Here is a 23575-nt window from a genome sequence, read left to right as displayed (position 1 = left end):
GGTTAGCCTTTCGCGATCGTGTGGAATGCTGCGGTGATGAGGTGTGGATCTTTGGTGCCCGGGGTGGATTCGAGGCGCGAGTTCAGGTCGAGCCCAGCGCAGCCGACGGCAAGGGCTTCGGCGATGTTGTCGAGTCCGATCCCGCCGGCAAGGAGCGCTTTGTGCTTGATGTCATCGGGTATCACGGACCAGTCAAAGGTTGCGCCTGTTCCCCCGCTGCCGGTGTCGAGGATTAGCCGGTCAACTTCCGGGGCAAGTGTGATAGCTAGGTCGACGGCGCCTTCCCTGGTCATATCTACTGCTCGCCAGACTCGGCCGGGCTGGCTGCGCACGTAGTCGAGCTCGGCCTCGATAGAGCCTTGGTACGGGCCGTGCAGTTGCACCGCGTATGCGCCGGGAAGTTCGCATGTTTCACGTGAAACAACCACATACTTTAGTTCTGGCTCCGCCCTCATGATCTCTTGAGCCTGCTGGACCGTAACTTGGCGCGGTGAATCGGCGAAAATCAAACCTCCGTAGACCGCCCCTGCTGCGCGTGCTACTTGGGCAGCTCCGGCCGAGGTGAGTCCGCAGACCTTATTCTCGCCGTAGACGAGGCGTCGTACTGCGGCATCGGCGTCGGTCTCGCCGGACAAGGAGGAGCCGACCAGGAAGGCGTCGACAAGCGAGCTGAGCTCTCGCACGTCCTGGTAGTTGGCGATACCGGACTCGGAGACGATGAGGCGATCTTTGATGAACGGTGCGAGCTCGCGGGTGCGGTCGAGGTTGACGCTGAGGTCGTGTAGGTTGCGGTTGTTGATGCCGATGATGCGCGCGTCGAGGGCGATAGCCCGTTCGACTTCTGCTACCGACATCGTTTCGGTGAGGATATCTAGGCCGAGTGAGGTTGCTAGCGCGCTGAGTTCGCGGTACTCGTCGTCGCTGAGCACGGAGAGCATGAGCAGGATCGCGTCCGCGCCGAAGTAGCGAGCCGCCCGGATCTGTTCCGGCAGCACGATGAAGTCTTTGCACAGTACGGGAAGGTGCGTGGAGGCGGCAACCGTGGCGAGGTGCTCGTAGGAACCTCCGAAGTATCGTGGCTCGCAGAGCACGGAGATGCCACCCGCGTATTGGGAGTAGATTCGGGCCAACTCTCGTGGGCGGTAGTCAGCTCGCAGCACCCCCTTGGAGGGCGAGGCGGATTTGCACTCCATGATGAAGTTGCGCTGGCGCAGCGAGGCCTCCAGCGAGCGTGTCGACGCCACCAACTCCCCCACCTCCGGGAAGCTGTCCAACCGGCGTTCAGCGACAATCTGATCGAGAATACTAGGCACGGTAATCCGCCTCCTCATGTTGTTTCAGCCACGCGGCAACCGTCCCGGACTTTAGCAGCTTACGGGCCTGCTCGGCACCGGCGGCCAGGCTCTCGGCACGACCTGTGACGTAGAACATCGCGCCCGCGTTCGCCACAATCGCATCCTCGTGCGCTCGTGGCGCGCGCCCCTCAAACACAGCGCGCAGCAGGCCGGCATTGTGGGTGCCGTCGCCACCTGCCAGCGCCTCCAGGCTGTGCTTATCGACGCCCAACTGTTCCGGGGTGACCGTGTACTCCGAGACCTGCCCGTCGGCAAGCTCCCAGATGTGGGTTGGCCCATGCACGGCGAGTTCATCGGTGCCAGCGCCATGGATGACCAGCGCGCGTTTTCGACCCAGCAACTTCATTACCTCGATGATCAGTGGGCCGAGCTCGGGGCGGGCGATTCCCATCACTTGGAACTCGGGACGCGCTGGGCTGAGTAGTGGCCCGAGGGTGTTGAACAGGGTGGGTACCTTTAGGGTTTTGCGGACTCGCTGCACATACGCCACGGCTGGGTTGTAGGCCGGGGCGAACAGGAAGGTGAAGTTGCTGGCCTCGAACTGCCGGACCGCGCGGTCCACGTCGAGGTCGAGCGGGATGTTGAGTGCCTCGAGCACGTCGGCGGACCCGGACTTTGAGGACACTGAGCGGTTGCCACACTTGATCAGGCGACAGCCACCGGCCGCAGCCACGAGCGACGCGCCGGTCGAAATGTTGATCGTGTTAGCGCCATCGCCGCCGGTCCCTGCAGTATCGAGGATCCCCTCCCCCGTCACGGGGAATGGCCGGCCGGCATGGAGGAAAGCTTGGGCCGCACCGGCGATGTCCGCCAGGGTCTCGCCGCGGGTACGGATGGTGGCGAGCAGGGCGGCGACCAGGACGTCGTCGTACTCACCGATCGTCAGGGGGGTGAACACCTCCCGGGCCTGTTCGATCGTGGGCTCGGTGAGATCGAGGTATTGATAGATCATGAAAGCTCCTTGATGGCGGCATTGAGGATGGCCGGGCCGTTGGTTGTGAGAATCGATTCTGGGTGGAACTGTAACCCGAGTACGCCCGGGGCGCTGGCCGCCATGACCACACCGTCGGCCCAGGCGAGCGCCTCGAGGGGTGCTGGGACACTGGTGGCGCCCAGCGAGTGGTAGCGGGCGACCGACTGGCCGTCGAAAAGCGGGGTGCCGGTTAAGGTGCTGCGCATGCCGTGCACCGGGCCACAACGCTGTACCGTGCCGCCGAAGTGTTCCACGATGGCCTGGAAGCCGAGGCAGATACCGAGTACGGGCACCCCCTCTTGAAGACAGGTGGCGAGGATCGACATGAGGTTGCCGGCGTCGCGGGGGTGCCCCGGCCCAGGCGATAGCACCACGAGTTCCGGGCTCATGTCTAAAAGCGCCTGCGGGGCGATGGTGTTGCGCACCACGGTGCGGCAATTTAAGGCATCCACCAGGTTGTAGGTGAAGGAATCGAAGTTGTCTACCAGGATCATTTAGGCTCCCAACGCTTGGAGGACAGCGGCGGCTTTGTGGCGCGTTTCGGCGGCCTCGAGGGCAGGCACGGAGTCTCGCACCACGCCCGCGCCCGCCTGCACCACCGCGACGCCGTCTTGCACGTACGCGGATCGGATCACGATGCAGGTATCCATATCGCCATTACCCCGCAGGTAGCCGACCGCCCCACCATAGGCCCCACGGCGACGTTGTTCCACGCCCCGCAGCAGCTCGATTGCGCGCAGCTTCGGCGCACCCGTGAGCGTGCCCATGTTCATGCAGGCTCGGTAAGCATCCAACGCATCCAGGTCCTCGTCGAGTTCCGCGGCCACCAACGACACCAAGTGCATGACCTTCGCGTACCGATCCACCTGCATAAGCTTCTCCACCACCCGGGTGCCCGGCTTTGCGACGCGCGCTAGGTCATTACGCGCGAGGTCAACCAGCATCGTGTGCTCCGCGATCTCTTTCGCATCGGTGCGCAACAGCAACTCTCGGCGAATGTCCTCCTCTGGTGTGGCACCCCGCGGCTGCGTCCCAGCGATTGGGTAGAGCTCTACGCGCCGGGTGGCGGCTGTGTATTTGAGGTTGGATTCGGGGCTGGCGCCAAACAGTTCGTAGCCTTCTCCACGCAGATAGAACATGTAGGGCGACGGGTTGATCGCTTTGAGACGCTGGTAGGCGCTGAAGGCGTCGTCGCAGGGCACCTCGAAGCGTCGGGAAGGCACTACCTGGAAGATGTCTCCCGCGTGGATGTGCTCTTGTAGCGCGGTGACCTGCGACCCGAATTCCTCGTCCGTGATGGAGGTGGCTTCGTGGTGTGGGGCGGGCGCGATCGGGTGGGTTTGGCGCAGTTGCTGTTGGAAGTGGCCGAGTTGGTCGGCTGGTCCGTTGATCACGGCGGTGCGGGTTTGGTGATCGACTTCGAGCGAGACTTCGGCGAGCACGAAATCGTAGTCCGGGTAGGCAATCCCCTCCCCTGAAACATGCGGTAGCTCTTCAAAGGTCTCGATGTAGTCGAAGGCGAACCCGCCGACGAGCAACGCATCCGGGTCCCGCTGCTGGAGGAGACGGAGCACCTCGACGTTGCTACGTTCGGTGAGACGCTCCCGTTCGGTTGGTGTGTTGGGGCGCGCGAAGGTGTACTTCCCTTCGCTACCGAATTCAGAGAGGCGCTCATCTAAAAAGTCGATGATCTCCGGATGTCCTGTCACAGTGACGGTTTGACCGTGGCAGGTAATCCGCGCAGCGGATTGGAGCACCGCGAGTGATTGGAGCCCTTCCTTGGAGTGAATGTCCGCGGATTCCAACAGCGCGATGGCGTCCCGCAAGTTGCTGAGGCTGTTGGGACCCTCGGGATCGGGGTAAGCTACTTTGATTTTCATAGCGCCTTGTGGAAGTTCTGCATAGCGCGACGCATATGCTCGTCGGTCACGGGTTCGGTTACGGGGAGGTCGCCGAGGATGCCACGGACGTAATCGACGTCCTTGTCGCCACGGCCGGACAGGTTGACCAAGATGTTCATCGGTTCGGTTGCGGTCTCGGCGAGCTTGAGGGCATAGGCCAGCGCGTGGCTGGATTCCAGTGCCGGAATGATGCCCTCCTTGCGGCTCAGCAAGCGGAATGCTTCGATGGCCTCAGCGTCGGTGATGCCCACATATTGGGCGCGGCCGGTGCTGAGCAGGTGCGCGTGCTCCGGGCCGACACCTGGGTAGTCCAGGCCTGCGGACACGGAGTGAGACTCTCCGACAGTGCCGTCGGCCTGCAGCATCATGTAGGAGCGCGAACCATGCAGAATTCCGATCTTCCCGCGGCATAGCGGAGCGCCGTGCTTGCCGGAGTCGAGGCCTTCGCCTGCTGGTTCGACGCCAACGAGGTTCACGCTTTCCTCTTCGATGTATTCGGCAAATGCGCCGATGGCGTTGGAGCCACCGCCGACGGCGGCCACTACGACGTCGGGAAGTTTGCCGATGCGTTCCTGTAGCTGAGGCTTGGATTCACGCGAGATGACGGCTTGGAACTCTTTCACCAGGGTTGGGAATGGGTGTGGGCCGGCTGCGGTGCCGAGGAGGTAGTGGGTGTCCTCGTAGGACTGCACCCAGTCCTGCAGGGCGACGTCGATGGCGTTGCCGAGGCCGTTGCCACCGTCGTCTACGGGGATGACCTCGGCTCCCATCAAGCGCATTCGGTATACATTTGGCTGTTGGCGAGCGACGTCCCGGGCGCCCATGTAGATGGTGCACTTCATGCCGAACAGGGCCGCCACCATGGCGGTCGCGGTGCCGTGTTGGCCGGCGCCGGTTTCGGCGATCAGGCGGGTTTTCCCGAGGCGCTGCGCCAGCAGGGCTTGCGCGACCACCTGGTTGCCTTTGTGTGCTCCACCGTGCACGAGGTCTTCGCGCTTAAGGAAGATCCGTACTTTGTTGTTACCCAGGTTGCGGCACTCGGTCACCGGGGTGGGGCGCCCCAGGTAATTGCGGTAAAGATCGTCGAGCTCGGCCCGGAAAGTCGGGTCCTGCATCGCATTAACGTAGGCGCGTTCCAGCTGGTCAAGCACGGGGTAGAGCTCTTCGGGGACGTATTGACCGCCAAATTCGCCGAAGTAAGCCGGGAGCAGCGTTTCACGTGAAACATTCATGGTGTTTTCCTTTTCTTGGTGCCGGGGTGGGTATCGGCGCCAGGGAAAACAAAAAGCCCGCCGCCGATGTGTATCGGGTGCGAGCCAGTTAATCTGCCGTTCGCGAATTAGTGGCCCGCTAGCTGGGGCCACCACCAGTTCTGGATTGCGCAGTAAGACATGTGGCTTAGACTACATAAGCTACTCGACGCGCGCAACCGCACCCTCCCCCGCCGTACCCCACCGCGCTTCAGCCGGGCGATTTCATTCAACATTGAAAGGAATTTCAGCGTACTTCGGAAGGGCGTGACCCCCACCCGGGTTCTTCCCCGGCCACGGCGTGGGCTATTGCTTCCCGAAAACGCGGCTTTATCGGCGGCAGCTGGGCCACGGGAAACCACTTGACCTCGAGGTTTTCCTCATCTCCTACCATGGCCGGCCCACTTGTGGCCGCAACAGAACACAGGAAGGTGGTATCCACATAGGACGCCACGTCTCCATTGGGATACGTCACCGGGCCCACGGCCTGCACCCACAGTAGGCGTTCGATATTTACTGCTACGCCGGTTTCCTCCAGGCATTCCCGGATCGCGGTCTCGTGGGGGTGCTCGCGCGGGTCACAAATCCCGGTCACCGGCGTCCATTCGCGATTGTCGGCCCGCCGGACCAGCAGCACCTCATCGCCGCGCAACACTATGGCCGTCACTCCGGGCAGCCATAGCTCCGCATGTTCAATTTTGGCGCGGAGTTGAACAATAAAATCGGGGGTTGGCATACTTGCCAGGCTATTCGACGTCCGCGTTGCGCATCGCCGCCCGCAGCGCAGCTACATCTACTTCTGGAGCAGCAGGGGCGGAGCCACAGTTACATGACCCGGAAGAGCATCCTTCGTCCTCGCACTCGGCTGCGACAGCGGTGGCGACTTTGGCACCCAAGTTGGCTCCGGCGCCCGCGAGAACCAGCGCAATAATGCCAGCCAGGGCGGCGAGGGTCCAGGACAGCGCGCCGTCGATACGCAAGGTGAGCAGGCCGGTGAACCCGAGGATGGCGCCGGCGAGCACCCACAACGGTCCGGCGGCGGCGTGGGCGGCGTCCCAGATTTCGCGGGAGGTGCGCACTTCCTTGACCTTCAGGCCGATCACGCTGTTGCCGGGGAGACGTCGGGACCAGGCAAGACCGCCGACGATGAGTGCCAGCGCGGATAGCAGGAGGAGAAGTGCGGAAATGATCATGGATATATCATAGGCCCTCTGCCTGCGAGCTCAATATTGCATAAATTGCGGACCCCTGCATAAGCTGACGGTACCTTTTCGCCCAGCTGAAGTGAGAAAATATGAAACTTACACAATCCTTGTTGTTTCGTGTGATCGTCGCGATCATCCTCGGTATTATCTGCAGCTTGTTCTTCCCCGCCCCGCTGGCTCGCGTCTTCGTGACCTTTAACGGGCTCTTTGGGAATTTCCTCGGTTTCTTTGTGCCGGTGCTGATCTTCGCGCTGATCACGCCCGCGATCGCGTCGCTCGGGAAGGGCGCCGGCAAGTGGCTCGGTGTGACCACCGGCATCGCCTACGTCTCCACGATCCTGTCCGGGCTCCTCGCCTTCGGCACCGCCAAGCTGCTCTACCCACACATCCTCCAACATGGGACTCCGCAAGCCGCGGATATCGACGCAGGCGCCCTCGCCCCCTACTTCGAGGTGGAGATGCCCGCACCGATGGAGGTTATGGCAGCCCTGCTCCTCGCTTTCACGGTGGGGCTTGGCATGACGGCCGTGAAGTCGGACACGCTTTACGACGCCGCCGACCAGCTACGCAACGTCATCATGAGAGTTATCGAAGTCTTCGTGATCCCGCTGCTGCCAGTCTTCATTTTCGGCATTTTCCTCTCTATGGGGATGAATGGCAACCTGGTGGAAACGTTGACGTCGTTTGGCACCGTGCTTCTGCTGGCTACCGCGATGACGTGGGTTGTTTTGATCCTGCAGTTCCTGTGCGCGGGCGTAATCGCCGGCCGAAACCCCTTCGTCGCGCTGCGCAACATGCTGCCGGCCTACGGCACGGCTTTGGGAACGTCCTCTTCTGCTGCGACCATCCCGGTCACGTACAAGTCGGCTCTGAAGAACGGCGTATCCGAATCGGTGGCCGGCTTCGTGATTCCGCTGTGCGCCACCATCCACCTGTCCGGCTCGATGATGAAGATCACGCTGTTCGCCTTGTCCATCCTGTTTATGTCGGACATGGACATATCGGTAGGCAAGGTCATGGGCTTCATCTTCCTGCTCGGCATCATGATGATCGCCGCCCCCGGCGTCCCCGGCGGTGCCATCATGGCTGCAGTCGGATTGTTGCAGTCTTCCCTCGGATTCGATGACTCCCAGGTTGCATTGATGATCGCCGCCTACATCGCGATCGACTCCTTCGGTACCGCCTGCAACGTCACCGGCGACGGCGCCATCGCGATGATGGTCAACAAGTTCGCGCGCGGCACGCTTGGTGATCGGACTGAGGCTAGCGCTGGTGCTGCGGCTGCTGGCTCGATCGCGCGTTCTTAACCAGCAGGTTCGTTGAAATCCCGTCCACGGTGTGGGCGGGATTTTCTTGTTCCTAGGCTCGTGCAGGTGTTGTCGGTCGGGTAAGCCGCCCACGAATTGCTTCAAATCCCCTACCGCGTCCCTTCGTCGTAGTCGGACTACCTAGATCGGTTTTTATTCACGGTTTTTGGGCCTTCGTTGTAGTCTGACTACTCCGAGGGGACGCGCTAGCACGTGTGCAGTAAAAAGATGCCGACAGTACAACTCCAGCCGAGCCCCAAGCAACCCAAAACCTAACCCTTAATGCCGGTGCGTCCCCCCAAGGTGATGTAGGAGCTCGTGAACGGGGGCAGAGATCAGCCGGTAGCGCACCTCTCTGCCGGACCGCACCGCCGCCACGACTCCGTTGGCTTCCATGTGCTTAAGCGCCGCGGATGCGGTCGCGGTGCGCAGCGAGGTGAGTTCGGCCAGTTCAGAGACGGTGGCGTTGGCCGGCCCACAGTAGTGCATGGCGAGGAGGAGTCGGAGGCGGGAGGGGTCGCCGAGGAGTTTGAAGATGGGGGACCATTCGTCGGCGAGTGGCAGGGGCGTCTCCCGCGCGTCGGGAAGCTGGCGTTCCTGCGTGGGGTCTCCTGTCATTTCGAGTGCCCTTTCTCACTTTAATGTTCAATTGAGTATTTGACTGATATCGTCAGACACTGTGAATGAAGTGGTCACAGCGCTTTCTGCTAGTCGACGTCGCGCCGTCAGTGTAGCCATCTGCCTGGCCGCGATCCTCCTCATAAGCCTAGTCGCTGCCATTATGGCTGGGCCGGTCGACATCAGTGCCAGCCAGGTGTGGCACGTGCTGCGCAGCGGTGGCGACACCTCGACCCCGCACGCGACGATCATATGGGCTTTGCGTACCCCGCGCGCTCTCCTCGCGGCCGCGGTGGGGGCTGGTCTCGCGCTGGCGGGTGTCATTCTGCAGGCGCTGGTGCGCAATGTGCTGGCTGACCCGTACATCATCGGGGTGAATTCGGGTGCGAGTTGTGGCGCGGCGATTGCGATTACGATGGGTGCGAGCGCTGGTCTTGGTCTGCAGGGCAGCGCTTTTGTGGGTGCTGCGTTGGCCAGCGCGTTGGTTTTTGCCATCGCGCGTGGGGTGGGGCGGATGACGTCGACAAGGCTGTTGATGGCTGGTGTCGCGGTGGGTTATGCGCTGTCGGCGTTGACTAGTTTTTTGGTATTTGCGGCGGATACCGCGGAGGCGAGTCGCTCGGTGATGTTTTGGCTGCTGGGGTCGCTGGGGCTGGCGGCCTGGGGTCCACAGTTGACTGCTACGGGCGTGGTGGTGGTGTTGGCCGCCACCCTCACCGCCGGTCTCGGCCCGCGTATCGACGCCCTTGCATCCGGCGACGAAACCGCCTTGACCTTGGGAATTAATCCGGACCGACTGCGCGCGGGGCTGCTGGCAGTGGTGTGCGTGGTGGTCGGCACTGTGGTGGCGATGGCTGGCTCCATCGGGTTTATCGGGCTGGTGATTCCGCATCTCGCTCGTCGGTTGGTGGGCAGTGCGCATCGGTTCGTGGTGCCGGTCGCGGCGCTGTTGGGGGCGATTTTGTTGTTGTGGGCCGATGTGGTGGCCCGGGTGGTGTTGGCTCCGCAGGAGGTGCCGATCGGCATCATCACTGCGATTGTCGGCGCCCCGTTCTTGTTGTTACTAGTGAGGAAGATGCATGCGTAAGTTACTCGTAGTGGCCTTGTGCGCTAGTCTCGCTGCTTGCAGTACCGCGGAGGAGCAGGCGCAGATCTCGGTGCGCAACTGTGGGCAGGAGGTGACGTTGAAGAAATCTCCGGAGCGGGTGGTAGTGCTGAAGAACGCCGCCGTGGAGACGCTGTACCAGCTGGGTGTCATGGACAAGGTGGTGGCGCGGGCGGGACAGTTCCCAGCCGAGTATTATGGCCCAGGCCAGCAGGAGGCGTTGGCCAAGGTGGCGTCGATAAGCGACAAGCTGGACCCAACGGGCCACCTGCAGATTTCGAGGGAAGCGGTGCTGGAGAAGAACCCGGATTTGGTGATCGGCATGTCGGACACCGTCAACCGCGAGACGATGAAGCAGGCCGGCGTGCCGCTGCTTGAGGAGGAAGCGTTCTGCGGGGATGTGCCGGACGCCGATTTCCAGGACGCGTTTGCGGAGGTCCGCATGTATGGCGAGGTGTTCGGAAAGCAGGAGCGTGCCGAGGAATACATCCGTGAGCTGCAACAACGCCTCCCGAGGCAAGCCCCCGCGCCGACGGGCGCGAAAGTCGCCTTCCTCTACCCCGAGGTCGGTGGCGCAGTGACTTACGCCTACGGATCGAGTTCGATGTCTGACCGGCTGATCACCGGCGTCGGTGGCACCAACGTCTACGCCGACACCCCCGACCGCGTCTTCGAGATCAGCGCCGAATCCCTGGTCGACCGCAATCCGGACTACATCGTCGCCCTGTATTCCGCCGGGGACCCGGACGTGGTGGCGCAGGCGGTGCGCGACATTCCCGGCGCGTCGGCCATCACGGCGGTCCGCGAGGGTCGCATCATGCCGATGCTCATGGGTTTTTCCGAGCCCCCTACTCCCCTCTCGGTCCAGGGTTTGGAAAAGCTCCAGGGGTTCGTCCCGTGATTTCTGGCCAAGAACTGCGGGTTTCCTATGGCAGCCACGTCGTCGTTGACGGGGTCAGCCTCGACCTCCCCCACGGCGAAACTCTCGGCCTTGTCGGCCCGAACGGCTCCGGGAAAACGACGCTCCTGCGCGCCCTCTACGGCAGCCTGCCCGCCCAAGGCACGGTGCTTATCGACGCCCGCAGCCTCGACACTATGAGCCGCCGAGACATCGCCCGCACCGTCTCCGTGGTGGTGCAGGAGCCGGACTCTGATTTTTCAGGGTCTTTGAGCGTTGCTGAGGTGGTGCAGCTGGGCCGCTTGCCTCATGGGTTTTCCGCAGGTGATGGTGAGTTAGTGCACGGCGCGTTGGCGCAGGTGGGGATGCTGGGCGCATCGAGCGCACGCTTCGCGGACCTCTCAGGTGGCGAGAAGCAGCGGGTCCTCATCGCCCGCGCCATTGCACAGGATTGCTCCCACATCCTTCTCGATGAGCCCACGAACCACTTGGACATCCGCTATCAACACGAGGTGTTGTCACTGCTCACAGGTGTGCACGCCTCGGTGGCGGTGGTGCTGCACGACCTCAATTTGGCGGCGCGCTACTGCGCGCGGATCGCGGTGCTGTCAGCTGGGAAGGTGGTGGCGTTCGGCAGCCCTGATGAGGTGCTAGTCCCTGAGGTGCTCGAGCCCGTGTATGGCGTCCGCGTGCAGCGCTTTGACCTGCAGGGGCAGATTCATCTGACGTTCGGGCTCGAGTAGGGGCGTTACTCCACCGGGATCACGCTCACCGGCGCTAGCTGATCTGTTGGTTCAGCTAGCTCGGTGATCGTCACTTCGAGTTCCGGTGCGCTTTCAGGGACTGCCATCCGCATGGCCATGTGCGGTTGGGGGTCGGCAGTATGGAAGAACGTGTCGACGCCTTCGTTCCACATCGCCTGCAAATATAAGGTCCCGTTGATGACATCAGACGGCAGGAGAGTAAGCCCACGGTCGTTGTGCTGATAACGGATGAGTTGTTCCATTTGAGAGCTATTGTTGAGCGGGCGCTTCAGGACAATCTTGCCGTTCGCGTCGAGCTCCGCCACAGCACCCACGGGGCTCAGCCACTCCCCATCGCCGAGGTGAACGCCGCGGAAAGAATCGCCGAAGATGATCGCGAACTCACGGCCAGTGCCAATCGGCCCCATGGTGCCGAGATCGCCGGAGCGCACGTTCAGGTGATCGGAAATGCCTGGGCCGAGCAAATCCCCGATCATCGTGACGTCAAGACCTGGGGAAACGCCGCCGTCGCACGGCGGACTCGCCGGACGGCCTTGGGTGCTTGTCGAACTGCCGCTGCTGAGCTCAATGCTGCTCAACGCGAGCGCTGGTCGGGCTGACCAGCGCGGATGCGGTTGAGAGTGCGAGTGTTGATACGAATAAAGTAGCCAGTTTCTTCACAGATAGGAGTGAATACGGGCCTCGGTCGGTGCGCAGCGCTATTGGGGGTTGTGCGCTGGTGGTTCTGGGGGCTGGTTTTGTGTTTGAGGCTCGGGGGCTTTGCTTTGGGGTTCTGGCAACAAGCCTCAGGGCTTCAGAAGCGCTACGTCGTCCCCTTGCGGTAGTCGGACTACGCAGACATCCCGTTTTGGGCCATTTTTTGGCCTCTGCGCGTAGTCCGACTACTTCGAAGAGACGACATAGAAGGTTTGCAGCCCGCCGACGAGCGACGCCCGCCGACGCCCGCAGCCCGCCGACGAGCGACGCCCGCCGACGACCCGGCCCCCGAAACCGCCCGACGCCTGCCGACGACCCGGTCCCCGAAACCGCCCGACGCCCACCCCGACCGAGACTCCGCCCCGCACCAACCGTTACCGCATCTCCGCTCCGAGATACTGCAAAATGGCGCGCACCCTGCGGTTTTCTTCTTCTGGATCGAGTCGTAGCTTGAGGAAGATGTTGGATACATGTTTGGCTACGGCTGCTCCGGAAACGACCAGGTGTGCTGCGATCTGCGAGTTCGACATTCCTTGGGACATCAGCTCGAGTACTTCGCGTTCACGAGGCGTAAGTTCCGCGAGTCCTGATCGGCCGGCGGACATCAAGGCGTTAGCTACTGCTGGGTCGATGATGGTGCCGCCGTTCGCCACCACGTCGATTGCTCGTAGGAAGTCTGCTACGTCTGCCACGCGGTCTTTGAGCAGGTAGCCGGTGCCGCCAACGCCAACGCCAGCCCCCGACCGCCCAGAAACCCCAGAAACCCCCGACCGCCCAGAACCCCCAGAACCCCCGCTCGTGGGCGTAAACAGGTCGACGGCGTAGGCGGGTGCGACGTATTGGGATAGCACGATGAATGAAAGCTCGGGGTAGTCGGCTCGTAGGCGTACGGCGGCGCGGAGGCCGTCGTCGCCCATGAGTGGCGGCATGCGGACGTCGGTGATGACGATGTCCGGCAGATTTCCCTCAGCGGCCAGGTCGTTGATGATGCTGATTAGCGTGTCGGCGTCGGAGGCGCGCGCTACGACAGTGTGGCCGTTTCTTTCCAGTAGGCCTGATACGCCTTCGCGGAGGAGGGCGGAGTCGTCGGCGATAACTATGTTCATGATTCCTCCGGGATGCTTGGTTGGCCGCGGTCAAGGAGTAGGGGGATGCTTCCGATGATTTGGGTGGGCCCGCCGCGCGGGGAGGAAAGGCTCAGCGTGCCGTCGAAGGCTTCGAGGCGTTCTTTCATTCCGCTGAGCCCATGGCCGGGACGTAGCTCGGCGCCGCCTTCGCCCTGGTCAACGACGGAGATGCGGAGGTTGCGGTCTGCGGTGAGGAGCACGTTTACCGCAGCTCCGGGGGCGTGTTTCGCCGCGTTTGTGAGTGCTTCCACTGCGAAGAAATAGCCTGCGGCCAGCACTGACGGAGACAGTGCTGGTAATGGGTGTGGGGCGTAGATCGTGACGTGGGGGCCGTGGGACGTGGCGACGTCGTTAAGCGCTGCGACCAGGCCCCGATCTGCGAGTACTTGGGGGTGGATGCCACGGACGGTTTCGCGGAGGGATGCCAAGCCGGCGCTGAGATCCGCGCGTGCCCCGGCCAGTAGCTCCCGAATTCCATTCGGCATGGAACTATCTTGGGTGGCTTCGATTTCGCCAAGCTTGATGAGCGCGGCCACGAGGTATTGCTGGGTGCCGTCGTGGAGGTCGCGTTCGATGCGCTGGCGTTCGACTTCGTAGGCGTCGGCGATGGCGCGTCGGGACGCGGTGAGCTGGGCGATGCGCGCGACAGCTTCGCTTTCTGACACGCCTTCCTGCAGGCGTCCTCGCCCAAACCATTTCACTTCCCCTACCCTAGCGGGCGCACAATCTCGGCGCGGTAGTGTTGGCACTACTGTGAAGATCAGTGCGGGCGCCATCGTGGCTGGGTGCGCGGTCGAGTGAAATGGGGAGCATGTCTAATCAATTCATTTTGCGGGATGTCTCCAAGTCTTATGGGGCCACCCCTGTTCTCACGGGTATCAATTTGTCTATCAGCCAGGGTGAAACCGTCGCGATCATGGGTCCGTCCGGATCGGGCAAATCCACACTGTTGCATTGCATGTCGGGGATTCTGCAGCCGTCGTCCGGCGCGATCCTGTTCGGTGGCCGTGACATTGCACAGCTTGACGACGCCCATCGGTCCAAACTCCGATTGACCCAATTTGGGTTCGTGTTTCAGGACGGGCAGCTGTTGCCGGAACTGACTGCGGTGGAAAATATTGCGTTGCCGATGATTTTGACGGGGTCGTCGAAAAGCAGGGCGCGCCGGGCGGCCCTGGAGCTGTTGGAGAAGTTGGGTTTGGCGCAGTTGGCGAATCGTCGTCCGGCGAAGATGTCCGGTGGTCAGGCTCAACGTGTGGCGGTGGCCCGCGCGCTTGTCGCGAACCCTGCGGTGATCTTTGCTGACGAGCCGACGGGGGCGTTGGACCAGCCGACGGGGCATGAAATGATGCAGTTGTTGACCTCGTTGGTTGCTGCCAGCGGCACTACGTTGATCATGGTGACGCATGACGCGAAGGTGGCTAGCTGGTTGAATCGTCGCGTGGAGATCCGCGATGGCATCATTCACGATGACCGCATGATGGGTGGTGAGCTGCGATGAACGTGGTGTCTTTGGCGTGGGAGCTGCAGCGGAGCAGCCTGAAGTCTCGGATTGGGACGGGGATGGTTGCTGGGTTGGCGATCTGTTCGCTTTCGGTAAGTTCGTGGCTGGCATTCGTGGTGGCTGGCGGGGCGTGGATGTTCTATCGTCGCTCGCAAGATCTCAGCGAAATTTCTCCTGCGCTGCGGGATTTACCGGACCCCGGTGCGATGTTGGATTCCTATGTGTTTCTGGCTGTGCTTGCTTGTGCCTTTTTGCTGCCGGCGTTGGTTTCGTTGACCTCGCAGGCGGCGGTTTTGGGCGCTTCGGGGCGTGAGCAGCGCTTGGCGGCGATGCGGCTGCTGGGGTTGTCCGCGCGACAGATTACGGGGATTACGGTGGTAGAGACTGGTTTTCAGGCTGTGGTCGGCATCGTGATCGGCGGGCTGGCCAGTTTGCTGACGGCCCCGCTGGGGAGTCGATTGTCTTTCCAGGATAATCCCCTGTCCCCCACTGAACTGTTGCTGCCGTGGTGGGGTTACGTGGTAGTTACCGCGGTGTTGTTGGTGTTAGCGTTGGCCAGTTCGGCGTGGGGAATGCAGCGGGTTCGGGTTTCGCCCCTGGGGGTTGCGCGGAGGGAGATGCCGCGCGCGTTGCGGTGGTGGCGGCTTGTCATGATGATCATAGTTCTTGCTGGTGGCTTCGTTGCTCTGCGACGCCTGCCGCTTAGCTCCAACTCGGGTTTCCTGGTTTCTGTTTTCCTCTTGCTGTTCGTAATGATCAGCGTGCTGAATCTTGGGGTGCCGTTCCTGCTGCAGTTGTGGTTCCGGCTGGCAGCACTGTTGCCCGGGGCAGCAAATTTTGTGGGGTTCCGCAAGGTCAGCACGGACGCTCGGGCTGCTTGGCGACGTTCCTCCGCTACGGCCTTCTACGGCGTCCTCGTGGGAGTGCTGGTGCTGTCTCCTAAAGGTGCTGGCAGCGTCACTTCGCCATTTACGCAGGACCCGACCCGCAGTTTGTGGTTTAACGACGTCATCTCCGGCATCATGCTCACCATCGCCTTCGGCTTCATAATCGCTGCCGTATCGACGCTCCTCGGGCAAGCTTCCGAAGTGTACGAGCGCGCGGATCTCACGCGAGCACTTAGCCGTCTCGGTGTGCCACGCAGCTTTCATATTCGAGTGGCGTTGCGCCAGATCATGGGGCCAATCATCCTGGTCAGCCTCGTGGGGTTTGCGCTTGGCGCGTTGATGATGTTCGTAGTCTTGGGCTCGCTGCAAGAGGTCAACATCGTGGCCCGCACGCTCAATGCGGTGATCTATTTGGTGGCGGGCTGGGCACTCACGGCCCTCGCGATGTGTGCGGTTGAGCCCCTGCGCAGCACTGTGCTTGCCGACGACGCCCGAGCCCAAAAATAGCGCGATGTTTCACGTGAAACATGGCCGCGGTGGTCGGGTTCTGCGCAGCTGAAATTCGGGGCCAGGGTCGAACTTAACACCTAACATAACACATGTGGGAAGTAGGTGTTAAGTTAAGTGTTAAGTTGTTTTCGCAGCTCAAGTGGGGTGGATCGAGGTTGTGACGAAGCTGGGTGTTAAGTTCGCTTCAGTCGATAACGCTGTTTCGGGGAGCGGAGTGGCTCGGTTGTTTCCACCTTTCCCTCGTGGATCGCTTGGTTGAGAGCTCGTTGGATCGCAGTGCGGCTGAAACCGGATGCGTTCACGATCTCGGAGGTGCTGGCGCTTTCGTGTTGCCCCAGGTAGAAGATTACGAAGTCAGAAGAACCGAGGTGTTGTTCGGTTTTCGCAACTTTGCGACGCCGGAAGACAATAGTGAAAGAGCCTAACCGATTCTGGATTTCCGCCGGAGGCATGAGCGCCTGTTCAAGTGACTTGTCGATGACCGCGATGCCAGTACCCCGGTTTTCCGCGACAAGTCCACCGCCTGGGTAAACGGTGTTTTCCAGGAAGTGGGATAAACGCTGATTTCGGGTGGAGCTGTTGCCTGGGGTGCGGATGCTGTGCTCCGTCATATTGCCGTACAAGCCGCCGGGATTAGTGACTTCCAAGCGGTCGATGAACATATTGATCTGCACCTGAGTGCCACGCGCATGTGGGGAATAATCGCGGTGCATCAATGCATTGACTACGGCTTCGCGGACTGCGATAAGCGGATAGTCGGGAAGATCGGTGCGGAATGCGCCGTCGATTAGCGCTGAAGTGCGCATGTTCTTCCGTACAAGTTCCACGCTTTGCTGCACAAGATCAGGAATCGGCCCAAACAGCGTACGAGACTCCTCCAATCGCACCCCGCTGAGGATGTCTCCTTTTTCTGTCCCTGGGTAAACGGCAAACGTGACGGTCAGTCGAGGGAAAACGGTTTGCGGATCGTTTCCCATCGCCAACAGCGCTGCCAGGCTGAGCTCTTCCTTGACGGTGACTCGAAGATGTTCCAGGGCAGTCGCTGTGCCGTCTGCAAACGTACGAGGCCGGTCGGGGCGTTGACGTTCAAGGTAAGACTCAAGCATCTGGGCATCCAGCTCGCTTATCGACGTCCCCGGGCAAGCCTCCTCATCCCAACGGGGCTGCTCATGCTCCTCTAACAGGCGCTCGACCTCGTAGATAGACATTCTGAGGTCAGATTCACCCACGCGATAGTACGACCCTTTCAGTTGACCCCGTTCAGTGACGTAACAGGGCTTATCCCGTGGAAGGATTTCCGGAATCTCGGCAACGACGATTGGTGTGCCTTCGAACTCAAGGACGTCAATGATTGGTCGCACCGCAGGAGTGAGTTGCGTGCACCGAGAAATAAGCTGATCATGCGCGCTTTTGGCGTTGAACTTCGGAACCGGAATGAAGCCATCGGACTCCGATAGTCCGACAATGATCAGTCCCCCACCGGTATTGGAAAATGCACTTAGAGAATCCAGAACTTCCTTGCCAACCCCACTCTTGACCTCAATGTGCTGATTGTCCGTGCCGATCGTACGGAGACTGGTGACTAATTGTGCAAGTTGTTCTTCGTGCATCGCTGGCCCTTCTGCCGGAACTTAACACCTAACATAACACATGTGGGAAGTAGGTGTTAAGTTAAGTGTTAAGTTGTTTTCGCAGCTCAAGTGGGGTGGATTGAGGTTGAGACGAAGCTAGGTGTTAAGTTGCCGAAGCTAAGTGGGAAGCTTGCCACTTGCGAAATCGGTGGTGCCGTCTTGATAAATGACCAAGACCGCAGTGTCAACGTAGCAAATAGCAGGGTAGATTGCCTTTGGCTCAACAGCTACTTTGATGTAGCTTCCGACGATGAATGCTTCTTCTTGGTAAGTGAGTGGGTAAGGGGAATCAAACTTGAGAATCTCCGCACGCGCCCTCGTCATGGTCTGAGCCGTTACTTGCGGTACTGTATCCGCGTCCATTACGAGCGTGGTGGCCTGTATCGACCTCTAGGGAGCCTTGTTGCCACCATAAACGCCCCACCAGCCCCTAAACCCAAGAATCTCCCGTCGGAAGTGTCAAGACTGACAGTCCGACGGGAGAAATCCCGAACAAGCTCAAAGCAGCAAATGAACTAGAAGAGCTCCTGCTTTGCGACGGCGACGGCTTCGCGGTAGGCCGCGACGTTGCGTAGCTTGAGTTCCCCGAAGCCACGGACCATGTCTGGCAGAGCCATGAGCTCGGCCGCCTTGTCCAGCCATACCTGATCGATGGTGCCGGTGGTGATGCGGGCCAGGAGGGCGTCGATAAGCTGTTCGTATTCGGCGACTAGTTCGCGTTCGATGCGGCGTTCTTCGGTCATGCCGAAGATGTCGAAGCGGGTGCCGCGCAGGCGCTTGCCGTGTGCGAGGCCTTTGAGTACTGGGCGGGCCCAGGGGCCGAGGGAGATTTTGCGGTCGAGACCCATGGCGCGCAGCACTGGCGGGTGGAGCTTGATGTTGATGCGGGCGTCGGCGCCGAAGTCGGCTTCGATGTCGCTGGCGACTGCCGGGTCGACGGCCAGGCGTGCTACCTCGTACTCGTCCTTGTAGGCCATGAGCTTGTAAAGGTACCGAGCTACCGACTCCGACAGCGCGGTGCTGCCGAGGCCGGTGGCTTCTTCGGCGCGCCGTACGGTCTCAACTCGGTCTGCGTAGTGGCGGGCGTATTCGGTGTCCTGGTACTCCGCGAGCTCCAGCACGCGTAGGTTGACGATGTCCGCCAGTGATTGCGTGAATGCCGGCGCCGGTTCTGGGTGCATTTCCTTCAGGGTGGCCTGCAGCGCTTCCGGCGCTGCTACTGCTTGACGGCCCCGGCGGAAGGACTGCAGGTTGCGATCAACCGCTACCCCATTCAGCTGGATGGCTTCCTCAATGGCGTCTGCGGAAATTGGCAGGGCGCCAGCTTGGTACGCCGCGCCGACGAGCAGCATGTTCGCGGTGTTGGAGTCGCCAAACAGTTGCTCCGCCAGGGACACTGGATTGAGCTGGATGAGGCGCTGCGCGGCGCTGCCGATTCGGGTGGCGATGTCATCAAGATGCGGGTAGGTCACCCGGGTGTCCTTGACCATCTCGCCGGTCGGCACCTTGGCGGTAGACAGCACCGCGATGGAGCGCTCCGGAGACGCCACCTTCAGGTGGGTGGCATCCGCACCCACGAGGCCGTCGGCGCACAGGTAGAGGTCGGCTTCTCCGGCGCCTACCTTGGCGGCCTGCTCGAGCGGACCAGCGGCAAGCTTAACATCGGAGACGACCGCACCACCCTTCTGGGCGAGGCCGGTCATGTCCACGGTGCGGGCCGTCAGGCCGTCGATAACAGCTGCGGTGGCCAGCACGGCGGAGACCGTGACCACGCCCGTGCCGCCGATGCCGGTGATTCGCATGCCGAAGCTTTCGCCTGCGCTGAGTTCCTTCGCGCGGTCCGGCTCAGGCAGCGCGTCGAAGTCGAGCGCTGGGGCGCTGATCTTCTTCACCTGGTTGAGGCCCTGTTTGCGCACGCCCGCGTCGGGGACGGTGACCGTCATGAAGGATGGGCAGTCGCCTTCGATGCAGGAGAAGTCGAGGTTGCAGGTGGACTGGTCGATGCGTGTTTTGCGACCGAACTCGGTGTCAACCGGGTGTACGGACAGGCAGTTGGACTTATCGCCACAGTCGCCACAGCCTTCACAGATGCGCTCGTTGATGACCACGCGCTGCTTCGGCGTCTCAAACTGGCCACGCTTGCGCTTACGGCGCTTCTCGGCGGCACAGTGCTGGTCATGCACCAGGACGGTCACGCCCGGCACTTCCGCGAGTTCACGCTGGATATCGATCATCTCGTTGCGGTGCCTGACCTGCACGCCACTGGGCACTTGTCGACGCGTGGTTTTGACATCATCCGTGGTGACCACAATCTTGGCCACCTTCTCCGCCTGCAGTACCTTGAGCGTCTCGTTGAGGTTCTTGCCGCCCACAGGATCCTGGCCGCCGGTCATCGCCACGGTGCCGTTAAACAGCAGCTTGTAGGTGATATTCACCCCGGCTGCCACCGCGGCGCGCACGGCCAGGGACCCAGAGTGGTCGAAGGTGCCGTCGCCCAGGTTCTGTACGAAGTGCTTTTCCTTCACGAACGGCGCCATACCGATCCACTGGGTGCCTTCGCCACCCATCTGCGTCACGCCGACGACGTTGCCTACCTGCGATTCCGGCTGCAGCAGCACCATCGCGTGGCAGCCGATCCCTGCGCCGACGAGGGAGCCTTCGGCAACCTTGGTGGAGGAGTTGTGTGGGCAGCCAGAGCAGAAGTAAGGAGAGCGAGCAGCCAGCGGAAGCTGGATCGGACCCTTCTTCTTCGGGGTGGTGCGCTCCAGCCAGCGCTGCGCGGCTTCGACGTTGTGCTTAGTTGCCAGACGCTTGGCCAGGCCGTTGGTGACTGAGTCGATGTCGAGCTCGCCGAAGCGGGAGAACAGCACGGAGCCGTCCTCGTTCGTCTTGCCGCGCACGTTCGGGGTGTGCGGGTAGTCGTAGAGGATCTCGCGGATCATCGTCTCGATGAAGTCGCGCTTTTCTTCCACCACGATGACCTCGTCTAGGCCGTCGATAAAGCGGTAGAGAGTGTCGCGATCCATCGGGTAAACCATGCCGAGCTTCAGTAGGCGGATACCCAGTCGGTTCAGGTCCTCCTCGGAGATTCCCATGCGCTGGAACGCGGAGCATACGTCGAGGTAGGTTTTTCCAGCAGCGACGATGCCGATGCGGTCGTCGCCAGTGCGCACGCGGATCTGGTTGAGGCCGTTGAGGCGCGCGTATTCGACGGCGCGTGGCATCCGGATTGTGAGTTGAGATTCCTCCAGGGCCAGGAGATTCTTGCCGAGCAGGTGTCCGCTTGGCTTGTGCTGGCTGATGCCGAGGTCGCCGTAAATCGGCTGGATTCGGTCGGGGCTGACCTGCGCGGTGGAGGAACCGTCGGCGACGTGCGCAGAGATCTTCAGGGAAGTCCACAGGCCGGACACGCGCGACATCAGCGCAGCGTGAACACCCAAATCGAGGATGTCTTGGCTATCGGCCGGGTACAGGATCGGCATGTAGAGGTCTGCCAACTCCATCTCCGAAGCGCACGGCACGGTGGAAGATTTCGCGCCGGGATCGTCGCCGACGATCGCTACTGCCCCGCCGGTGGGGCTGGTGCCGATCATGTTGGCGTGGCGCAGAGCGTCCGACGCGCGGTCCAAGCCGGGGGCCTTACCGTACCAGTAGCCGGTCACGCCGTCGAGAGGCTTGATGACCTGCGCCATCTGCGAACCCATCACAGAGGTCGCGCCGATTTCCTCGTTCAGGGCCGGCTGGTGGATGGTGTTGTACGGTTCAAGGAACTTGCGAGCCTTGCGGGCGAGCTCAAGGTCGTAGCCGGCCAGCGGGGAACCCTCGTAGCCAGAGATAAACGAGCCGGTGGTAAGGCCTAATCGACGATCGAGAACTGCCCGGTCTCGCACCATGCGGGCGAGCGCCTGGATGCCGTTGAGGAAGATCGTGCCGTCCTCGCGAGTGTAACGATCTTCCAGGGAAAAGCCCCGTAGTTCTGAGTTATTCGGGCGGCGGGTTGGGTCTTGGGTTGGGTCGAGTAGAGAAGTCATGAGTGTGCCAATCCTTCGGTCCTGATGGCCGTGGTCGGGCCAGCTGGGGTGCTGTCGCGGTCTGATGTGACCGCGGTCACCTAATGGTGTTGGGGAGCATACTAGCCCAAAGAATGTGACCCTGGCTACACCTATTTTTGGTGTTTTCCCAGGTCGCAGGTTGGCAAGCTTTGCAGTGAATGCCGATGAGCTGCTCGTCTTTGTGGGGATGCGGGGTTGCAAGTGTGGAGAAATTGTTTTCGAGGTGGGCTGACCGGCTGGCCGTTGGTCGGCCCTCGCGGTTGCGAGATCAATCACCCACCAGCACCCATCAGGCACTCAGCGGAACGGATAGCCGTTGAGCACGGATTGCGGCTTTGACGTCCCCCACCACTGACTTTGCTTCCAGCTCGTCCCACCCAAATCTCAAGACCCGATAGCCTGCGTTCTGCAGCTTCACCTCTCGCAGCCGTTCCGCTCGCAACGCCTCGTCGGGAGGCAGGTGCTTGCCGAAATACTTTTCCATCCCGTCGATCTCCACGATGAGCCAGCCATCGATGAGGAAATCGGGTCGATAGCGGGTGCCGTCGATAAGCAGCTCGGGGTTTTGCTTGATCTTGTGCTCTTGGTGTAGCCCGGCGGTGATGAACTGCGCCTTCGCACGGGATTCGGCGGCCGACTCCGATTGCGTGCCGGCGAACTGCAGCACGCGTCGCGCTTTTGGTAGGCCTGGCGAGCCTTTCATTTCCTTGAGCAGTTCCTCGATTTCGGCGCGAAGTTTTGGGCTCTGACGCAGCGCTCCCTCCGCGATGACCAGCGCATTCTCGAACTCCTCGTAGCGAGCGCAGTCGATTACGGTGCGCGCCTTCGAGGTCACCCGGAGGTCGCCAAGCGCGTGGACGTGGCGTTCCGACAAATGGTGTCCCCGGTACAGTATCCCCGCAATCCCCCCTTGTCGCCCTCCCTTCCGCTTACCGGCGGGATAGTTAAGTTCGGCGACCAGCTCCGCGCCCCACGCCCGAGAAATGACCGGTAGCCCATGGACGATTGCCGCCGACCTCCCTACAAGCACCGCGCTAATCGACGACCAACCCACCGCACACGCATGTGCCTCCTCTTTCTCCCAGGTCCGCAACCGATCCCAACGTTTGCGATCCACGTAGAACTTCCCATGCACACGGATGAAATCTTCTTGTGCGACACCACGCCAAAAGCGCTCGTTGCTACGAGGGACTTTTTGGCTATTGACCAGGACAAATGGCTTACGATTGTCACTATCTAAACGCATGGCGCAGATGATATCGAGGTCTTGAAGATTCGGCTGCCGGCGCTTGTGGATAACCAGGAATTTGGGAACCTTGTGGATAACTTCGGGTTGGATCGGTTTGGGTTGGATCGGTTTGGGTTGGTTCGGTTTGGGTTGGATCGGTTTGGGTTGGATCGGTTTGGGTTGGTTCGGTTTGGGTTGGATCGGTTTGGGTTGGTTCGGTTGGGGTTGGTTCTAAGGGGTTCCGAATTTGCTTCAAAACTGCTAGCGCGTCCCTTCGGCGTAGTCAGACTACTTTTTCGGGATTTTATTCACGATTGTTGGGCATTGTGCGTAGTCCGACTACTCCGAAGGGACGCGCTAGCAAGTGTGCAGCCTTTTAGACGTCGACCAGCACCCGGGGGACGTCGACCAGCACCCGGGGGACGTCGACCAGCACCCGGGGGACGTCGACCAGCACCCGGGGGACGTCGACTAGCAGCGGACGTCGACAAGCCAAGGGCCCGCTATCACAGGGGCCGGGCTCAAGACGAAAATCCCGCACTGTGGAACGACCAGCCCAAACGC

The 23575-nt window shown here is 61.4% G+C and carries 22 protein-coding genes; 6 read left to right on the top strand and 16 right to left on the bottom strand.

What is annotated here, in order from left to right; all coding sequences use genetic code 11:
- Window positions 1–2: 2 nt before the first annotated feature.
- The 7 genes from trpCF to CEPID_RS12145 all read right to left on the bottom strand — a co-directional run bounded on the left by trpCF (window position 3) and on the right by CEPID_RS12145 (window position 6672).
- Entirely contained in the window at window positions 3–1331 is a 1329-nt protein-coding gene (trpCF, locus tag CEPID_RS12175; RefSeq protein ID WP_047241186.1) for a bifunctional indole-3-glycerol-phosphate synthase TrpC/phosphoribosylanthranilate isomerase TrpF, read from the bottom strand.
- Window positions 1306–2307, bottom strand: a complete 1002-nt coding sequence (gene trpD, locus CEPID_RS12170) for an anthranilate phosphoribosyltransferase (protein ID WP_047241185.1) — start codon at window positions 2305–2307, stop codon at window positions 1306–1308. The genes trpCF and trpD overlap by 26 nt, the downstream gene beginning before the upstream one ends.
- Entirely contained in the window at window positions 2304–2822 is a 519-nt protein-coding gene (locus CEPID_RS12165; protein ID WP_047241184.1) for an anthranilate synthase component II, read from the bottom strand. The genes trpD and CEPID_RS12165 overlap by 4 nt, the downstream gene beginning before the upstream one ends.
- The gene (locus CEPID_RS12160; RefSeq protein ID WP_047241183.1) at window positions 2823–4208 is read right to left on the bottom strand and encodes an anthranilate synthase component 1; all 1386 of its coding nucleotides are present in this window, start codon (window positions 4206–4208) and stop codon (window positions 2823–2825) included.
- A complete protein-coding gene (gene trpB / locus CEPID_RS12155) occupies window positions 4205–5461 on the bottom strand; it encodes a tryptophan synthase subunit beta (RefSeq protein WP_047241182.1) in 1257 nt (418 codons plus the stop codon). The genes CEPID_RS12160 and trpB overlap by 4 nt, the downstream gene beginning before the upstream one ends.
- 265 nt (window positions 5462–5726) lie before the next feature.
- A complete protein-coding gene (locus CEPID_RS12150) occupies window positions 5727–6215 on the bottom strand; it encodes an NUDIX hydrolase (protein ID WP_047241181.1) in 489 nt (162 codons plus the stop codon).
- A gap of 10 nt (window positions 6216–6225) precedes the next feature.
- Window positions 6226–6672, bottom strand: coding sequence for an SdpI family protein (locus tag CEPID_RS12145; protein ID WP_047241180.1), 447 nt, complete (start codon window positions 6670–6672; stop codon window positions 6226–6228).
- A 101-nt stretch (window positions 6673–6773) separates the two neighbouring features.
- On the opposite strand from CEPID_RS12145, the gene CEPID_RS12140 reads away from it, so the two are divergent.
- A complete protein-coding gene (locus tag CEPID_RS12140; protein ID WP_047241179.1) occupies window positions 6774–7991 on the top strand; it encodes a dicarboxylate/amino acid:cation symporter in 1218 nt (405 codons plus the stop codon).
- A gap of 279 nt (window positions 7992–8270) precedes the next feature.
- Here the strand turns inward: CEPID_RS12140 and CEPID_RS12135 are convergent, their stop codons facing one another.
- Entirely contained in the window at window positions 8271–8609 is a 339-nt protein-coding gene (locus CEPID_RS12135; RefSeq protein WP_047241178.1) for an ArsR/SmtB family transcription factor, read from the bottom strand.
- 61 nt (window positions 8610–8670) lie between these two features.
- On the opposite strand from CEPID_RS12135, the gene CEPID_RS12130 reads away from it, so the two are divergent.
- From CEPID_RS12130 to CEPID_RS12120, 3 genes are read left to right on the top strand one after another with little or no spacing between them, the layout of a single operon-like run.
- Window positions 8671–9696, top strand: coding sequence for a FecCD family ABC transporter permease (locus tag CEPID_RS12130; RefSeq protein WP_236684251.1), 1026 nt, complete (start codon window positions 8671–8673; stop codon window positions 9694–9696).
- A complete protein-coding gene (locus tag CEPID_RS12125; RefSeq protein ID WP_047241176.1) occupies window positions 9689–10615 on the top strand; it encodes an ABC transporter substrate-binding protein in 927 nt (308 codons plus the stop codon). Before CEPID_RS12130 ends, CEPID_RS12125 begins: the two co-directional genes overlap by 8 nt.
- A complete protein-coding gene (locus CEPID_RS12120; protein ID WP_047241175.1) occupies window positions 10612–11355 on the top strand; it encodes an ABC transporter ATP-binding protein in 744 nt (247 codons plus the stop codon). Before CEPID_RS12125 ends, CEPID_RS12120 begins: the two co-directional genes overlap by 4 nt.
- A gap of 5 nt (window positions 11356–11360) precedes the next feature.
- On the opposite strand, the gene CEPID_RS12115 is transcribed toward CEPID_RS12120, so the two are convergent.
- The 3 genes from CEPID_RS12115 to CEPID_RS12105 form a co-directional block, all read right to left on the bottom strand.
- Window positions 11361–11954, bottom strand: coding sequence for a DUF4185 domain-containing protein (locus tag CEPID_RS12115; RefSeq protein ID WP_236684250.1), 594 nt, complete (start codon window positions 11952–11954; stop codon window positions 11361–11363).
- Between the two features lie 492 nt (window positions 11955–12446).
- The gene (locus tag CEPID_RS12110; protein ID WP_047241173.1) at window positions 12447–13178 is read right to left on the bottom strand and encodes a response regulator transcription factor; all 732 of its coding nucleotides are present in this window, start codon (window positions 13176–13178) and stop codon (window positions 12447–12449) included.
- Window positions 13175–13900 carry a sensor histidine kinase gene (locus tag CEPID_RS12105; RefSeq protein ID WP_047241172.1) on the bottom strand — a complete coding sequence of 242 codons (726 nt, stop codon included), beginning with the start codon at window positions 13898–13900 and terminating at the stop codon, window positions 13175–13177. The genes CEPID_RS12110 and CEPID_RS12105 overlap by 4 nt, the downstream gene beginning before the upstream one ends.
- A gap of 110 nt (window positions 13901–14010) precedes the next feature.
- Between CEPID_RS12105 and CEPID_RS12100 the strand changes: the two genes are divergently transcribed.
- Complete coding sequence (locus CEPID_RS12100) at window positions 14011–14700, top strand: ABC transporter ATP-binding protein (protein WP_047241171.1); 690 nt, start codon at window positions 14011–14013, stop codon at window positions 14698–14700.
- Window positions 14697–16097, top strand: coding sequence for an FtsX-like permease family protein (locus CEPID_RS12095; RefSeq protein WP_047241170.1), 1401 nt, complete (start codon window positions 14697–14699; stop codon window positions 16095–16097). Before CEPID_RS12100 ends, CEPID_RS12095 begins: the two co-directional genes overlap by 4 nt.
- 176 nt (window positions 16098–16273) lie before the next feature.
- On the opposite strand, the gene CEPID_RS12090 is transcribed toward CEPID_RS12095, so the two are convergent.
- The 5 genes from CEPID_RS12090 to CEPID_RS13390 form a co-directional block, all read right to left on the bottom strand.
- Complete coding sequence (locus CEPID_RS12090; protein WP_047241169.1) at window positions 16274–17710, bottom strand: ATP-binding protein; 1437 nt, start codon at window positions 17708–17710, stop codon at window positions 16274–16276.
- A gap of 138 nt (window positions 17711–17848) precedes the next feature.
- Window positions 17849–18055, bottom strand: a complete 207-nt coding sequence (locus CEPID_RS12085) for a hypothetical protein (RefSeq protein WP_144413530.1) — start codon at window positions 18053–18055, stop codon at window positions 17849–17851.
- A gap of 191 nt (window positions 18056–18246) precedes the next feature.
- Window positions 18247–21762 (bottom strand): indolepyruvate ferredoxin oxidoreductase family protein, encoded by a 3516-nt coding sequence (locus tag CEPID_RS12080; protein WP_083984474.1) that lies wholly within the window; start codon window positions 21760–21762, stop codon window positions 18247–18249.
- Between the two features lie 310 nt (window positions 21763–22072).
- Window positions 22073–23029, bottom strand: coding sequence for a PDDEXK family nuclease (locus CEPID_RS13235; RefSeq protein WP_144413529.1), 957 nt, complete (start codon window positions 23027–23029; stop codon window positions 22073–22075).
- 358 nt (window positions 23030–23387) lie between these two features.
- Window positions 23388–23552 (bottom strand): hypothetical protein, encoded by a 165-nt coding sequence (locus CEPID_RS13390; RefSeq protein WP_158408055.1) that lies wholly within the window; start codon window positions 23550–23552, stop codon window positions 23388–23390.
- Window positions 23553–23575 lie beyond the last annotated feature (23 nt).

It is taken from the genome of Corynebacterium epidermidicanis (assembly GCF_001021025.1).
GTDB classification, from domain to species: Bacteria; Actinomycetota; Actinomycetes; order Mycobacteriales; family Mycobacteriaceae; genus Corynebacterium; species Corynebacterium epidermidicanis.
The sequence above is the reverse complement of the archived record's forward strand: the minus strand, read 5'-3'. Positions and strand labels throughout refer to the sequence as shown.